The organism is Sphingomonas aracearum (genome assembly GCF_003345355.1).
GTDB classification, from domain to species: domain Bacteria; phylum Pseudomonadota; class Alphaproteobacteria; order Sphingomonadales; family Sphingomonadaceae; genus Sphingomonas; species Sphingomonas aracearum.
This window is the reverse complement of the sequence record NZ_QQNB01000001.1, coordinates 1,236,111-1,251,535: the sequence shown is the minus strand read 5'-3', so window position 1 is coordinate 1,251,535 and position 15,425 is coordinate 1,236,111. Positions and strand designations below refer to the sequence as shown.

11 protein-coding genes are annotated in these 15,425 nt (G+C 69.8%); 1 reads left to right on the top strand and 10 read right to left on the bottom strand.

The annotated features are described in order from the left end of the window. Positions 1 to 308: 308 nt before the first annotated feature. From DVW87_RS06020 to DVW87_RS05990, 7 genes are all read right to left on the bottom strand, one after another. Positions 309 to 1,088 (bottom strand): 3'(2'),5'-bisphosphate nucleotidase CysQ, encoded by a 780-nt coding sequence (locus DVW87_RS06020; protein WP_114686776.1) that lies wholly within the window; start codon positions 1,086 to 1,088, stop codon positions 309 to 311. Continuing rightward, the gene (locus DVW87_RS06015; RefSeq protein WP_114686775.1) at positions 1,081 to 2,427 is read right to left on the bottom strand and encodes a TldD/PmbA family protein; all 1,347 of its coding nucleotides are present in this window, start codon (positions 2,425 to 2,427) and stop codon (positions 1,081 to 1,083) included. The genes DVW87_RS06020 and DVW87_RS06015 overlap by 8 nt, the downstream gene beginning before the upstream one ends. A 31-nt stretch (positions 2,428 to 2,458) precedes the next feature. Next, on the bottom strand, positions 2,459 to 3,382 hold the full coding sequence (gene ubiA, locus DVW87_RS06010; RefSeq protein WP_114686774.1) for a 4-hydroxybenzoate octaprenyltransferase: 924 nt from the start codon (positions 3,380 to 3,382) through the stop codon (positions 2,459 to 2,461). Between the two features lie 81 nt (positions 3,383 to 3,463). Continuing rightward, positions 3,464 to 4,783, bottom strand: coding sequence for a methyltransferase family protein (locus DVW87_RS06005; protein WP_114686773.1), 1,320 nt, complete (start codon positions 4,781 to 4,783; stop codon positions 3,464 to 3,466). A gap of 908 nt (positions 4,784 to 5,691) precedes the next feature. Continuing rightward, a complete protein-coding gene (locus DVW87_RS06000; protein WP_114686772.1) occupies positions 5,692 to 6,984 on the bottom strand; it encodes a PQQ-dependent sugar dehydrogenase in 1,293 nt (430 codons plus the stop codon). Next, the gene (locus DVW87_RS05995; protein WP_114686771.1) at positions 6,984 to 7,451 is read right to left on the bottom strand and encodes a DUF2231 domain-containing protein; all 468 of its coding nucleotides are present in this window, start codon (positions 7,449 to 7,451) and stop codon (positions 6,984 to 6,986) included. Before DVW87_RS05995 ends, DVW87_RS06000 begins: the two co-directional genes overlap by 1 nt. Positions 7,452 to 7,522: 71 nt before the next feature. Then, positions 7,523 to 9,163: an inorganic phosphate transporter gene (locus DVW87_RS05990; protein WP_114686770.1), complete on the bottom strand. Its 1,641-nt coding sequence runs from the start codon at positions 9,161 to 9,163 to the stop codon at positions 7,523 to 7,525. 131 nt (positions 9,164 to 9,294) lie between these two features. On the opposite strand from DVW87_RS05990, the gene DVW87_RS05985 reads away from it, so the two are divergent. Then, positions 9,295 to 12,384 (top strand): autotransporter outer membrane beta-barrel domain-containing protein, encoded by a 3,090-nt coding sequence (locus DVW87_RS05985; RefSeq protein WP_114686769.1) that lies wholly within the window; start codon positions 9,295 to 9,297, stop codon positions 12,382 to 12,384. Here the strand turns inward: DVW87_RS05985 and DVW87_RS05980 are convergent. From DVW87_RS05980 to typA, 3 genes are all read right to left on the bottom strand, one after another. After that, positions 12,315 to 12,584 (bottom strand): hypothetical protein, encoded by a 270-nt coding sequence (locus DVW87_RS05980; protein ID WP_114686768.1) that lies wholly within the window; start codon positions 12,582 to 12,584, stop codon positions 12,315 to 12,317. The two genes, DVW87_RS05985 and DVW87_RS05980, sit on opposite strands and share 70 nt — an antisense overlap. Before the next feature lie 285 nt (positions 12,585 to 12,869). Continuing rightward, complete coding sequence (locus DVW87_RS18030) at positions 12,870 to 13,007, bottom strand: hypothetical protein (RefSeq protein ID WP_181814730.1); 138 nt, start codon at positions 13,005 to 13,007, stop codon at positions 12,870 to 12,872. A gap of 503 nt (positions 13,008 to 13,510) precedes the next feature. Continuing rightward, entirely contained in the window at positions 13,511 to 15,346 is a 1,836-nt protein-coding gene (gene typA, locus DVW87_RS05975) for a translational GTPase TypA (protein WP_114686767.1), read from the bottom strand. Positions 15,347 to 15,425: the final 79 nt, after the last annotated feature.

The window sequence follows — 15,425 nt, the reverse complement described above, 5'->3', positions numbered from 1 at the left end:
ACTACGGCCGAGCAATACCGTAAGCTGCCTGTCCGCTTCTCATCCAATAGCGGACGATCGGCTTCCTCTGTCGTTCTGATGAGAGCCGCTGGAGAAAGCGGGGTTCCGGATCGACTTTGGGATGACGGGAGCTTCCACCCCGGCAGAGCCGAGGTACCAGATGGGGAGGTCTGGGCGGTAAGATGCGACATGCACCATGCGCCGCCCCCAACCGGACCTCGGCCCTAGCCCGAGTGGTCGGGAGAATGAGGCAGGGCGTCTCCCCCGCGCTTCCGGCCTTCACCGGGTGGGAGGGGCGAGGCGGCGGCCTAGCCGCGCTCGATCGCCGCCCGCGCGCGATCGGACAGGCGGGCGACGGCGGCGTCGTGGATGCCCGGCGCGCTGGTGATGATGCCGAACAGGCGCGCCTCGGCATTGTTGAAGGCGAGCGGGCGGCCGAGCGCGTCCGTCACTGCGGCGCCCGCTTCCGTCGCGATCAGCGCGGCGGCGGCGATGTCCCATTCGTTGCCCCAGCGCAGGGTGGCGACCAGATCGGCGCGGTTCGCCGCCACCATCGCCATGCGCAGCGCGATCGAGTTCGGCTTCTCCACCGGCAGGAGATCGCGATCGGCCTTGGGCAGCGCATCGGTGGGCACGCGCGCCCCGGCGAGGTCGGTGCGACCGCCCGCCCGGATGGCCACCCCGTTCAGCGTCGCGCCGCGCCCCGCCTCGGCGCGCCACAACTCACCTCGTGCAGGGGCGGAAAGCACCCCGTGGACCAGCCGCCCCGCCTCCACCAAGGCGACCGAGACGCACCAGCCTTCCCGCCCGCGGATGTAGTCGCGGGTGCCGTCGATCGGGTCGACCACCCACAGATACCGCCGCGCGAGCCGATCGCGATTGTCGGCGGTTTCCTCGGACAGCCAGCCCGCCTCCGGCAGCAGCGCGGACAGCCGCTGATGCAGGAAGGCGTCGATTTCGAGGTCCACCTCGCACACCGGGCTGCCCGGCGTCTTCTCCCAGCGGCGGAAATCGGTGCGCCACCTGGCCAGCGCGAGGGCGCCGGCTTTCTCGACGATCGCCGTCAGGGACTGGGGCAGCTCAGGCACCCGCGATCGTCATCCCGTCGATGCGGATGGTCGGCACGTTGCTGCCATAGCGGAAGACCAGATCGTTGGCCGGGGTGAGCGCGCGGAACATGTCCTTGAGGTTGCCGGCGATCGTGAACTCGGACACGGGGCCAGCGATCCGCCCGCCCTCAATGCGGAAACCCGCGGCGCCGCGGCTGTAATCGCCCGTCACGCCGTTCACGCCCATGCCGATCAGCTCGGTGACGTAGACGCCGTGCTCGATCTCGCCGATCAGCGTTTCGGGCGGGACGGTGCCGGCGGCCATGTACAGGTTGCTGGTCGAGACCGACGGGCTGCCGTTGATGCCGCGCGAGGCATGGCCGGTCGGCTCCAGCCCGAGCTGGCGGGCAGAGGCGCTGTCGAGCAGCCAGGTTTCCAGCAGGCCGGCGGACACGAACTCGGTCGGCGAGACGGGCAGCCCCTCGCCGTCGAACGGGCGCGAGCGCAGCCCGTGGGGGCGATGCGGGTCGTCGGCGATCGTCACGCCGGGGGCGAACACTTCCGTGCCGAGCGCGTCCTGGAGGAAGGAGGTGCCGCGGGTGATCGCGGGCCCGGCGATCGCGCCGATGAGGTGCCCGACAAGGGAGGAACCGACCCGCGGCTCGAACACGACCGGCATCGCGCCGCTGGCCAGCGTGCCGGCGCCCGCCCGCGCCGCGGCACGTTCCCCGGCGCGCCGGCCGATGGTCGCGGGATCGTCCAGCAGGCGGCGATGGCGCGCGGCATGGTGGTCGTAATCGCGCTGCATCGCGCCGCCTTCCCCGGCAAGCACGCTGGCGGAACAGCCATAGCCGGTGGCGGTATAGGCGGCGGCGAAGCCGTGGCTGGTGGCCAGCGCCCAGAGCGACCGCGAGGCCGACGCGCCGCCGCCCTCCGAGTTCGTCACGCCGGGCACCGCGCGCGCGGCGTCCTCGGCGGCCAGCGCCATTTCCCTGAGCTCGGCGGGGCTCGCCTCGCCGCCATCGTCCAGGTCGAGCTGCGGCGGCGCGCCGTGCAGCAGGCGCTCGGCCGGGGCAAGGCCGGCATACGCGTCCTCCGGCGCCTCACGCGCCATGGCCACGGCGCGCTCGACCAGCGCGCCCAGCGCGTCCTCGGAGAGATCGGACGAGGAAACGCTGGCGGTGCGCTTGCCCACGAACACGCGCAGGCCAAGCTCCGCGCTTTCGGAGCGGCCGACATCCTCCAGCGCGCCGAGGCGGACCGACACGTCCAGCGCGGTGTCGGCGGCATAAACGGCATCGGCGGCGTCCGCGCCGGTGCGGCGCGCGCGCTCGATCGCCTGAACGGCCAGATCCTGCGCCTGTTGGTTGGTCAGCATTCCCGCGACTTAGGTACGGCGAGGCGCAACGTCAAAGCGGGGTTGCCGTGCCGACCACGAAACACGCGGCAAAGACGAGCAGCCCTGTCAGCCGGTTGCTGCGGAACCGGTGCAGCGCGCCGGCGCCGTCCTCGACGCGCAGGGTCGCCACCTGCCACAGGAGATGCAGCGCGGCAGGCAGCAGCGCGACGGGCGCGAGCGGTTCCGGGCGCAGCGTCCAGAGCGCCGCAGACCACAAAACGAGCGCGAGCAGGTAGAACAAGGCCACGCCGCCGCGCACATGCGCGCCCAACGCGCGGGCCGAGGAGCGGACGCCGACCATCGCGTCGTCCTCGATATCCTGCAGCGCGTAGATCGTGTCGTAGCCGATTACCCAGCAGACCGAGCCGGCATATAGCAGCAGACCGGGCAGCGTCAGCGCGCCGGCAATGTCGCTCCACCCGACCAGGGCCGCCCAGGAAAAGACCAGGCCCAGCCACGCCTGCGGCCACCAGGTGATGCGCTTCATGAAGGGGTAGGCGGCCACCAGCGCCAGGCTGAGCAGCGCGATCACCGCGGCGTAGAGCGTGAGCTGGACGAGGACGACCAGGCCGACCAGGCTCAACGCCGCCAGCCAGGCCCAGGCGATCTTCAGGCCGACGGCGCCGCTGGCCAGCGGGCGGCTGGCGGTGCGCGCCACCTGCCGGTCGAGATCGCGGTCGACGATGTCGTTGTAGACGCAGCCGGCGCCGCGCATGGCGATGCTGCCGACGAGCAGCCACAGCAGCATGTCCCACCGCGCGATCGCTCCTCCCGCGAGCGCCACGCCCCAGGCGCCGGGCCAGAACAGCAGCCACCAGCCGATCGGCCGGTCGAACCGTGCGAGCAGTGCCAGCGCGCGGGGTGTGGGCGGCAGCGCCGCGACCCAGCCGCGATGCTCGGAATCGGGAACGGCGGCGGGAAGGGGAGCGGGCATGGCGGCGCTGTGCCACAATCCTCCGCCCCCGTCATTCCTGCGTGGCGGGTGGCCCTTGCTGCGTGGCGGGGCCGACCGCTGCTACCGCGCCTCGGCCTCCGTGCGCGCCACCGGCGCCGGCCTGCCCGTCAGCCACGCGAAGAAGCGGGGAACGGCGCCGTGGCGGTCCATCCACGCGCTGTACGCGCGATAGGCGGGGTCGAGCGACAGGTGGCGCTCCTCCGTCTTCGCCCGCCAGTAATAGACGCCGGCCACCGCGCCCATCAGCAGGCAGGCGCGGCCTGCGTCCGTCACGCTGCCGGTGGTGAACCAGGGCATGCATTCCAGCAGCCAGAACAGGTTCTTCGACAGGTACGCCGGGTGACGCGACCAGCGATACGGCCCGTGGGTGATGATGCCGCGATGCGTGAGGTTGGAAAAGCGCAGTCCGAACGCGACGGTCGCCCAGGCGTAGATCGCGGTCAGCACCACCAGCAGCGCGCCCCAGGCCGCCAGCAGCACCGGCTGGCCCCACAGCCAGTGCGTCCAGTTCGACGTGCCGACATGATAGTCGAGCGGCCCGCCATCGGCCATCAGCACGAACGGCGGGTAGCAGATCAGCGCCGCCATCCACGCCGCGGCGAACGGATTGGCGGTGCGGATGTGCGTGTCGAGCGGCTTGAGCGCCAGGAGATAGCCGGCGGTCGCGAAGCCGACATCCACCACGAACATGAAGGTGATGAGCCATTGCGCGAGCTTCACCGGGTCGGCGAACAGTCGGCTGGTGTCGGTGGCGACGAACTCGGCGAAGCCCGGCGGCACGATGGCGAGCATGAAGGCGGTGAAGAACATCTTCACCCCCCAGCTGCGCAGATGGTTGAAGATCGCCTCGCGCTCGATCGCCACGTCCAGCCCCATCGCCCAGGCGCCGAGCATCCAGCAGCCGTCGCGCGGCTCGCGGGCATAGCGGTCGAGCACCACGATGTAGGGCACGGACAGCACCAGCAGCACCGGCGCGAGCCCGGTCAGCACCCACATGGAGAAGGCGAAATTGTCCCGCCACCAGAAACGCCCGGCGGCATAGATCAGCGCGATCCCGCCCCAGGTGAGCCACAGCCCGGCCAGCTTCGTGAGGCTCGTCTCGCGCGTTTCGCGCCACGGCTTCGGGTGCGACCAGTCGAACCCGGCCGAGGGGTTGCGGTGCACCTTGTCGACCAGCACCGACCACAACACCATCGGCAGCGCGCAGGCGGCGACGTTGACCAGCGCCGCATAGGGCCCGTCCATGCCGAAGTGCAGGCACACGGCCACCCAGGCGATCAGCCCGGCCAGCCCGGCCCAGCCCGTCCCGGCGCTCACCGCCGAACGCGGGCAGGGGTCGGCAGCGGCGGCGGCGCGCGCGAGGGAGCGGTCGTGAAACATCGCCGCGGGCGTAGCGCGGCATTGGTTAGGGCGGAGTGAAGGGTTCGGGTGGGCGGCGGCGCCTCCCCTTCCGTTACGAGGGTTGAGGTCAGGGTCCATGGCTCCGCGGGGGTGGGGCTGGCGGTTGGACGGAGCGCTTGCGGCGGCATGTATCCCGCCCTGGGTCGGGATGACGAAGATCTGTAAAGTGCGTCCGGCTGCCACTCTCATACCGTCACCCCGGCGGAGGCCGGGGTCCATGGCTCCGCAGGCGCGCAGATTAAGGATCGGGCGGCGCGCTTGCCGCACGGTGGATCCCGGCCTGCGCCGGGATGACGGAAAGTGTTGAGGGGAGAGGGTGCCGCCGCAACGACGAACGCCGGGCGCGCGCGTACGCGGCCCGTGAACACGAGGGAAAGGGATCGACCGGCGCGTCCCAGCCACGGTTTTGCACCCGGGGCTCGACGACTTTTGAGACACTCGCTGAACTACGAAGCGTCGAGACTTCTTGTGTCTGCCGGGTATCGGCGACGCCCCCGGTACTCTGCCGCACCGGCTCTGGCATGGAGATCGAGTTGAACCGCTGTCACCGGTTCCGCTCGCCCTCCGGACGTCTTCAAACCTTCCCCGACCCTGATGAACGGACATCCGACTTTAGTCCCGGATGGCTCCGCGCCGGTCGATCGCCGGGCATGGTGCTTGTGACGGCACCACCACCGGCTGCTTTCGTCCAACCCCGCCGCAGGCCCTTACCGCGGTTCTGAACTGCTGCGGCGTATAGCCATATGGGTTCATTATGTCAAGAGAATTGTTCCCCGCCGAGGCCGGGGTCCAGTTGGACGAGGTTTTCTGAGAAGCGTTGCGCGTCGTCACCGAAGCCTTCCCAACTGGGCCCCGGCTTTCGCCGGGGTGGAGAGAAGGGGGGCTCGTCAGGCGCCGGAGACGCGCCAGACGGTGTTCGACAGATCGTCCGCGATCAGCAGCGCGCCGCTGCGGTCGAGCGCCAGGCCGACGGGGCGGCCGCGGGCATGGCCCTCCTTGTCGAGAAAGCCGGTGACGAGATCCTGCGCCTTGCCGGACGGGCGGCCGTTGGCGAAGGGCACGAACACCACCTTGTAGCCGTTGAAATGGCCGCGATCCCAGCTGCCATGCTCGCCGACCAGTGCGCCGCCGGTGAACCGCGCGGGCAGGCTGCCGCCGCGCGCGAACACCATGCCGAGGGGAGCGACATGGCTGCTGAGCGAGAAGTCGGGCAGGATCGCCTGTGCGACCTTTTCCGGCCGCGCCGGCTTCACGCGCGGATCGACATGCTGGCCCCAATAGCTCCACGGCCAGCCGTAAAAGGCGCCCGGCCGCACCGAGGTGAGATAATCGGGCACGAGATCGGGGCCGAGCTCGTCGCGCTCGTTGACCACCGTCCACAGCTGGCCGGTCGCCGGATTGAACTGCAGCCCGTTGGGGTTGCGCAGGCCGGTGGCATAGGGGCGGTGCGCGCCGGTGGCACGGTCGACCTCCCAGATCATCGCCCGGTCCTTTTCGGCTTCCATCCCCTTCTCGGTGATGTTGGAGTTGGAGCCGATGCCGACATAGAGCTTGCTGCCGTCCGGGCTGGCGACGAGGTCCTTGGTCCAGTGATGGTTGATCGGGCCGCCGGGCAACTCCGTCAGGATCGTCGGCCTGGCGGTGATCCGCGTCTGGCCGGTCTGGTACGGCACGCGGATGATCGCGTCGGTGTTGGCGATGTAGAGGTCGCTGCCGACTAGCGCCATGCCGAAGGGCGAGACGAGATGGTCGAGGAACACCGTCTTCACGTCCGCCCGCCCATCGCCGTTCGTGTCGCGCAGCAGGGTGATGCGGTTCTCGCCTTTGGTCTTGCTGTGGCCGAAGCCCTGCACGAAGTTGACGATGATGTCCTTGGGCCGGGCGATCGGCTCGCTCGGGCCCTTGGGCTCGGTGGCGAGCACGTCGCCGTTGGGCAGCACGAACAGCGAGCGGACATTCTTCATGTCCGTCGCGAACGCCTCCACCTTCATGCCGGCGGGAACGGTCGGCCTGGCCGCGCCCCAGGGGGCCGGCGTGGCGATGCGCATCGGCGGCAGCAGATACTGGTTCTGCTCGGGCAGGGTCGGGTTCGGGCCGGTATGATCGTTCGGCTGCGGGACGCCGCCGCCACTGCAAGCGGCGAGACCGAGGGCAGCGGCGAGAGGAGCGAGAAAGCGCATCAGCGGACCTCCCGGACGGAAGCTTCCTGGCGGGCTTCGAGCGAATAGCCCATCCAGCTCGTCACGATCGCCAGCACGGCAACGATCGCCGACAGGAGAAGGCCGGTCGGCACCACCGAGGTCCAGGCGTCGCGGCTGTGGATGAAGCCGTTGATCACGGCGAGCACCATCATCGCCAGCGTGCCGAGGCTATGCGGCCAGGGGCGGCGGGGCCGCATTCCGCGGCGGCGGTTCACCAGTGCATCGACGATCCCGGCCAAGGCGGCGAGCACGCCCATGACGACGCCCGCGGCGATCAGCCAGACCGAGAAGTTGGCCCACTGCATTTCGGCGGTGGCCGCATATGCAAGGTCGGTGACCAGCGCCCCGACGAAGAAGGCGAGCGGAAAGGCGGAAAGCAGCCCGTGCACCGGATGGGTGCGCGCCGGGGCGGCGCTTGCCCGTGCGGCCGGATAGGTGGTGGCCATGGTTCGCAAAAATCCTGCCCTGTTGTCGGGGCAGAGACGTTCGAGGCCGTGTTGCTGTTCCGTTGCCGCGATCAGATACCCAGCGCGCGGACCAGCTCCAGCAGCAGCCAGTAGAGCACGCCCGACAGCAGCATCGCGACCGGCAGCGTCAGCACCCAGGCGGCGACCATGTTGCGGATGGTCCGCCGCTGCAGCCCCGCGCCGTTGGCGACGGACGCGCCGGCCACGCCGGAGGACAGGATGTGCGTGGTGGACACCGGCATGCCGAACTTCTCGGCGAGCAGGATGGTGGATGCGGCGACCAGTTCGGCCGAAGCGCCCATGCCGTAGGTGAGATGCGTCTTGCCGATCTTCTCGCCCACCGTCACCACGATGCGCTTCCAGCCGACCATGGTGCCCAGGCCCAGCGCCAGCGCGACGGCGACCTTTACCCAGTCGGGGATGTAGCGCGTGCCCTGTTGCAGGCGCTTGGAGTGGGCCTCCACCGCCTCGACATCGGCCGCGCTCATCCGCTCGCGCACGGCTTCGTCCTTGGTGGCGAGCAGCGAGGTGTCGAGGACAAGGTACATGTCGGAACGCAGGTTGGGCGTCTGCGCGGCGGGCACCTTGCCGAGCGAGCCATAGGCGGCGATCCGCTGCGACACGTCGCGCGACAGGGTGGACAGCGCCGCAAAGGTGGCGGGGGCGTTGACCTTGCGGTCGCGCAGCGCCTGGGTGAGCTGGCCGCGTGCCTGGTCCGGCGTCACGGTGACGCCCGGCGCCTGGCGCGAGAAGGCGGCGCCGGCGGCCCGTGCGGACTGGACGAAGGACGGCGTCGCGCTTTCCGGCACGGTGCGGTTCAGCGCATAAGCGGTGGGCGCGCAGCCGATCAGGATCAGCATGATCAGCCCCATGCCCTTCTGCCCGTCATTGCCGCCATGCGCGAAGCTGACGGCGGTGCAGGTGAAGATCAGGAGGGCGCGGACGCCGCGCGGCGGCGGCTCGTTCCCGCGCGGTTCACGGTACAGCTCGGGCGAGGGGAACAGGCGCTTCATCACCAGCAGCAGCACGAACGCAGCGGCGAACCCCAGCAGCGGGCTGAACAGCAAGGCCGCGAGCACCTTTTGTGCCTGGCCCCAATCGACGCCTGCCGTGCCGGCCGGGCCGGTGGAGAGAAGCTGGTTGGCCAGACCCACGCCCAGGATCGAGCCGATCAGCGCATGGCTGGAGGAATTGGGCAGACCCACCGCCCAGGTCGCCAGGTTCCACATCACCGCGGCGAGCAGCAGCGCGAAGATCATCGCATAGCCGCCGGCACTGCCGACATGCAGGATGAGGTCGACCGGCAGCAGCGTGACGATCGAATAGGCCACCGCGCCCGACGACAGCAGCACGCCCAGGAAGTTGAAGAAGCCGGACCAGACCACCGCCAGCGGCGCCGGCATGGAATGGGTGTAGATCACGGTGGCAACCGCGTTGGCGGTGTCGTGAAAGCCGTTCACGAACTCGAAGCCGAGCGCGATGATCAGCGCCAGGCCGAGGAACAGGAAGGCGCCCAGCGCAAGCTGCTCGCCGACCCGCGCGGTGTCCCACAGGATGCTGATCCCCGCATAAGCGAGCCCGCCGACGAGCAGCGCCAGGAAGATCCAGCGACCGGACGGGTGCAGCTGCGCGTCGAGTCGCGGCCCGTGGCGGTGCGAAGGCGAGGCGGCGTCGGGGGCGAGGGAAGCCATGGCCCGGCTCTTGCGCCAAGCATGCGACAATATGGTGACAGGTCGCGCCATATCGGCGGGACTGTCACAGAAGCATCTTATTGGGTGCCTAGGCCCGTTTCGGGGCGGCAAAACGGAACAGGGACAACGGCATGACCGGATTTAAGGGCGGATCGAGCGCGATCGCCATGGCTTTCGCAAGCCTGGCGGCAGCAACGCCGGCAGCGGCGCAGCAGGCTATCACCGTCCGCCAGGGCACCACCGACACCACGCCAAAGACGGTGGGCGGCGCCGATCGGGTGACGGTGGAGGCAGGCGGCACGCTGTCCGCGGCCAGCAATCCGGCGATCAGCTGGTCCACCACGTCGACGGACCTGCGCATCACCAATTCCGGCACGATCCGCACCACGGCGAGCGGTGGCCGCGCGATCAATGCGTCCGGCGGCAACAACCCGCGCACGGTGACGCTGACCAACAATGCCGGCGCGGTGATCGAGTCTCAGGACGACGCTTTCCGCATCAACGTCGCGCCGAGCGCGGGCGCGGTCCGAGTCGACAATTTCGGCATCCTCCGCACCACGAACGGCGGGCAGGCGCTCGACTTCGACGCCGTGGCCGGCGGCGCGACCGTGGTCATCAACAATTATGCCGGGGCGGAACTGCGCTCGTTCGGGCAGGACGGCATCCGTCCGGGCCAGAACGCGGTCGTCACCAATGCCGGGCTGATCTATTCGGACGGTCCTGCGAACAACAATTATGACGGCGTCGACTGGCAGCAGAAGAACGGCGTTGTGGTGAACCAGGCGACCGGCACCATCTCCGGCCTGCGCCACGGCATCACCAGCGACGTGGACGTGAACGTCACCAATGCCGGCACGATCCTCGGCCGCAACGGCTCCGGGATCGGCTCGGACGGGACCGGCACCGTGGTCAACACCGGCACGATCACCGGCCAGTGGGACGGCGTTGCCACCAACGGCGACGGCGACGGCGTGGACATCGACTTCATCGGCGCCGTCATCAACTCGGGCACGATCCAGGGCGTCAGCGCGACGGGCGTGGACTCCGGCGGCCGGCCGAACAGCGCCGAGGGTGTGGCGATGGGCGGCGGCACGATCGTCAACAATGCCGGCGCCACGATCTTCGGCGCGGGCAATGCCGTGCTCATCAACCATGACACCAATCCGGGCGGCGTGGCGGACGGCGCGACGACGCTGACCAATGCCGGCACGATCCGCGCCACCACCGGCCGCGCGGTGCAGTTCGTCGGCGCCTTTGCCGACACCGTCACCAACTCGGGCACGATCACCGGCGGCACGGCCGGCGCGATCGACATGGGTGCGGGCGACGACACGCTGAACCTGGTTTCCGGATCGGTCGTCACCGGCGCCGTGGACGGCGGCGCGGGGGTAGACCGGGTGATCCTGTCGGGCACGGGCGCCGGCCTGTTCGCCGGTGCCGCGAACTTCGAGGCGCTGTCGGTGACCGGCGGCACCTGGTCGCTGAACAGCGCGCTGAACTTCTCGGGCGGCACGACGGTGGGCGCCGGCGCCGCGCTGACCGGCACTGCCGGAACTCTGGTCGGCGGCATCGTGGCGGCCAATGGCGGGCGGGTGATCGTCGACCAGGCGATGGCGGGCACCTTTGCCGGCACGCTCGTGGGCGGCGGCATGCTGATGAAGACGGGCGCGGGCGCGCTGACGGTGGGCAACCAGACCGGCTTCACCGGAACCGCGCAGGTGGCGGCGGGGCAGCTGATCCTGGCCGGCACGCTGCCGGCGCAGGTGACGGTCGGCAACGGCGCCAGCCTGGCGGGCACGGGCACCGTGGCCGGCCTTGCCGCGGTGACCGGGGCGACGATCGCGCCGGGCGTAGGCGGCGTCGGGACGCTGACCGTGACCGGGGCCTTCTCCCAGGCGCAGAACTCGATCTACGCCGCGGACGTGGGCGCCGGCGGCGTGTCCGACCGCATCGCCGTGGGCGGGGCGGCGACGCTGGCGCCAGGCGCGCAGCTGTCCGTCACGCGCGCGGCCGGCAGCGACACGCCGGGCACCCGCTACACGCTGCTGACCGCGGCGGGCGGGGTGAACGGCAGCTACACGCTGGTGCAGGCGACCGGCGGCACCACCGAGCTGCGCCTCGGCCAGACGGGCAATGCGGTGTACGTCGATGTCGCGCGCAGCGCGCTCGGCCTCCGCGGGGTGGGTGCCAGCCCCAACCAGGGCGCGGTGGCCAATGCGGTGGCGGCGTTCGGCGTCGCCAACCCGATCTATGCCGCGATCACGCTGCTGCCGACCGATGCCGGCGTGCAGGCCGGGCTCGATACGTTGTCCGGCGAGATCCACGCTTCGCTGCACACCACCATGCTGAAGGACGCCCAGGCCGGCGAGGACGCGGTGCGTTCGCGCCTGCTGGCGCCGGCCACCACCGGTTTGAGGATCTGGGGCCAGGGCGCCGGCCGCTCGGGCCGGGACGATGGCGAGGCCGGCGTCGCGTCGCTCGACCGGCGCGGCTGGCTGGGCATCGGCGGCGTGGAACTGGGCCTGGAGGGCGCGCGGTTCGGCGTGGCCGGCGGCTATGGTCGCACCCGCGTCACGTCCGACGCGCGCCTGTCCCGCGCGACGGTGAAGGGCACGCAGCTGATCGGCTATGCCGGCGGTGCGCTCGGCCCGGTGAACATCCGCACCGCGGTGGGCTATACCTGGAACGACCTGGAGGTGCGCCGCGGCGCGGGCTTCCCCGGCTTCGGCGCGAACCTTGCCGCCGATTATGACGGCAACGTGCTGCACGGTTTCGTCGAGGCGGGCCTGCCGGCGCCGATGCTCGGCGGCGTGGTGGAGCCGTTCGTCGGCGTGGAAAGCTACCGCGTCGATACCGACGCCTTCACCGAAAGCGGCGGCGTGGCGGCGCTGACCGGCAGCAACCGTCGCGAGACGTTCACGCTGTCCACGCTGGGCATCCGCGGCGAAACGCCGATCACCGAGGGCATCAGCGCCCGCTCGCGGCTCGGCTGGCGCCACGTGCTGGGCGATGTGCGGCCGGAAACCGACCTGCGCTTCAGCAACGGTGCGGTGCCGTTCGCCGTCACCGGCACGCCCTTGTCGCGCGATGCGGCGGTGGTCTCGCTCGACCTCGCCTGGTCGCCGAGCGAGAACTTCACGCTGACCTCCGGCTATTCCGGCGCGATCGGCGGCCGCGACGACGACAACACATTGCGGGTGATGCTCTCGCTCGGCTTCTGAGCCGCCGGGGTCACCAGCAACGGAGCCTCCTCCTGCCGCGACAGCAGCAGGAGGAGGCCTTCCAGCTTGTGATGGTTGGCGAGTTGCAGGTGCACGTCCCGGCTGCGCTGGTCGCTGGCCTTGTGCGCCATGCGCCGCTCCCGCTGTTCGCGGGCATGATGGTAGGCGAGCCGCGCGGCGCGATCAGGCGGCGCGATCAAGACCGATACCCGATCCCGCGCGTGGCCAGGCCGGGCGCGAACGGGCCGGCAGGTACCATCGAAACAGCAGAACAGACAAGCAGATGACATGTGTTGCGCGTCATGGGCGAGAACATCCCCTCTTGAGCAGCCAGCGAACGCGGCCATGCTCAAACATTGCACCCGTTCTTCTAAGGCTATTGCTTCAGAAGAACAGTTAAGGCCGGCGCAAATTACGCATCCGCAGCGGCGCGATGTTGCTCAGGAACAGTGCAGGCGGGCGAAGATGAACGTGAAGCGTCCCGCCTACGCCAGCAACGGTGCAGGCTTCCGCCGGATCGGCTGGAGATCAAGCGCGGTGCGCAGCGCGACCAGCGGTGCCTCGCGGTTCACGCCCGTCCTGGCATGGATCGCCTCGATCTGCCGACGCAGCGTGCCGGGCAAGGCACCGCGCCGCTCCGCGATCCCGGCCCCGGCGGCGGTGAGGCCATAAGGGCGGAACAGCAGCTGCCCGGCCTACCACCCCGCGCTGCCGAACGGTGACGCAACAGAACAAGGGCACGCGGCCCGAAGCCGAAACTCCATTCCACCGCTTCCAGCGGGTACAGCGACACTCCAACGGCAGCGCCGCGGGCGCCTGCAACATCCCTTACGCCCGCGGCGCCAGCACGTCGGCCAAGGCGTCGCTGGTGAGCGCTGCGCCACCGCTTTCGACCGCGATCTGCAGGTCAACCGCTGCTCCGACGTGCGGCGCCAGGGCGGCGAACGTGCCTGCTGTTCCTGCGTGGTCTCGCCGTCCTGCCGGCTGCGCAGCAGCGCCAGGCCGATCATCGCGTCGTCTTCCCGCCGCAGCGCCGTCCGGCAGCCGAGCGATGCCTGGGTTGGAGTGCCGAGTGAATAGCCGGCGGCGCAACGAAAAAGGGGCGGGTTTCCCCGCCCCTTGTATCTTACGCCGCCTGCTTGGAGCGGCTGGCGCGCTTGCGCTCGTTGGGGTCGAGGTGGCGCTTGCGCAGCCGGATCGTCTTGGGCGTGACCTCCACCATCTCGTCATCGTCGATATAGGCGATCGCCTGCTCCAGCGTCATCTTGCGCGGGGGCGTGAGGCGGATCGCGTCGTCCTTGCCGGACGAGCGGATGTTGGTCAGCTGCTTGGCCTTCATCGGATTGACCTCGAGGTCATCCGTCTTGGCGTTCTCGCCGATGATCATGCCTTCGTACAGCGCCTCGCCGTGCCCGACGAACAGGGTGCCGCGCTCTTCCAGCGAGTTCAGCGAATAGGCGTTCGCCTCGCCGGTGCCGTTGGAGATGAGCACGCCGTTCTTGCGGCCCTCGATCGTGCCCTTGTACGGCCCGTACTTCTCGAACAGGCGGTTCATGATGCCGGTGCCGCGCGTGTCCGACAGGAACTCGCCGTGATAGCCGATCAGCCCGCGCGACGGGGCCGAGAAGGTGATGCGGGTCTTGCCGCCACCCGACGGGCGCATGTCCGTCATCTCCGCCTTGCGCAGGTTCATCTTCTCGACGACCGTGCCCGAGAACTCCTCGTCCACGTCGATCACGACCGTCTCGTACGGCTCCTCGCGGCCACCGCCCTCGCCATCACGGAACAGCACGCGCGGGCGGCTGATGCCCAGCTCGAAGCCTTCGCGGCGCATCGTCTCGATCAGCACGCCCAGCTGAAGCTCGCCGCGGCCGGCGACCTCGAAGCTGTCCTTGTCGGCGCTTTCGGTCACCTTGATGGCGACGTTGGACTCCGCTTCGCGCAGCAGGCGGTCGCGGATCATGCGGCTGGTCACCTTGCTGCCCTCGCGGCCCGCCATCGGCGAGTCGTTCACGGCGAAGCGCATGGACAGCGTGGGCGGGTCGATCGGCTGCGCCTGGATCGGCTCGGACACGGAGGTGTCGGCGATGGTGTTGGCCACGGTGGCGACGGTCAGGCCGGCCAGGCTGATGATGTCGCCGGCGCGGGCCTCGTCCACCGGCACACGATCGAGACCGCGGAACGACATGATCTTGGACGCGCGGCCCGCTTCGATGACGTTGCCGTCCATGTCGAGCGCGTGGATCGCCTGGTTGGTCTTCACCACGCCCGAGTTCACGCGGCCGGTGAGGATGCGACCGAGGAAGTTGTCGCGATCCAGCAGGGTCACGAGGAAGGTGAACGGCGCGTCCTGGTCGAGCGCGGGCGGCGGCACATGGTCGACGATCTTCTGGAACAGCGGGATCAGCGTGCCCTCGCGCGCGTCCATGTCGTCGCTGGCATAGCCGTTGCGGCCCGAGGCGTAGAGGACGGGGAAGTCGAGCTGCTCGTCGGTCGCGTCCAGCGTGACGAACAGGTCGAACACTTCGTCCAGCACTTCCTGGATGCGCGCGTCGGGACGGTCCACCTTGTTCACGACCACGATCGGGCGCAGGCCCAGCGCCAGCGCCTTGCCGGTGACGAACTTCGTCTGCGGCATGGCGCCTTCGGACGAATCGACCAGCAGGACGACGCCGTCGACCATGGAGAGGATGCGCTCCACCTCGCCGCCGAAATCGGCATGGCCGGGCGTGTCGACGATGTTGATGCGCACGCTCTCGCCGCCCTCAGGGGCCCAGTCGATCGAGGTCGGCTTGGCGAGAATGGTGATCCCGCGCTCCTTTTCGAGATCGTTCGAGTCCATCGCGCGCTCTTCCACGCGCTGGTTGTCGCGGAAGGTGCCCGATTGGCGGAACAGCTGGTCGACAAGCGTGGTCTTGCCGTGATCGACGTGGGCGATGATCGCCACGTTGCGCAGGTTCATGCGATATCCTGAAAAAGACCGCGGGAGCGCGGCTATCGGGCGGGCGCATAGCGGAAATTGTGCGTTGCGGGAAGGGGGC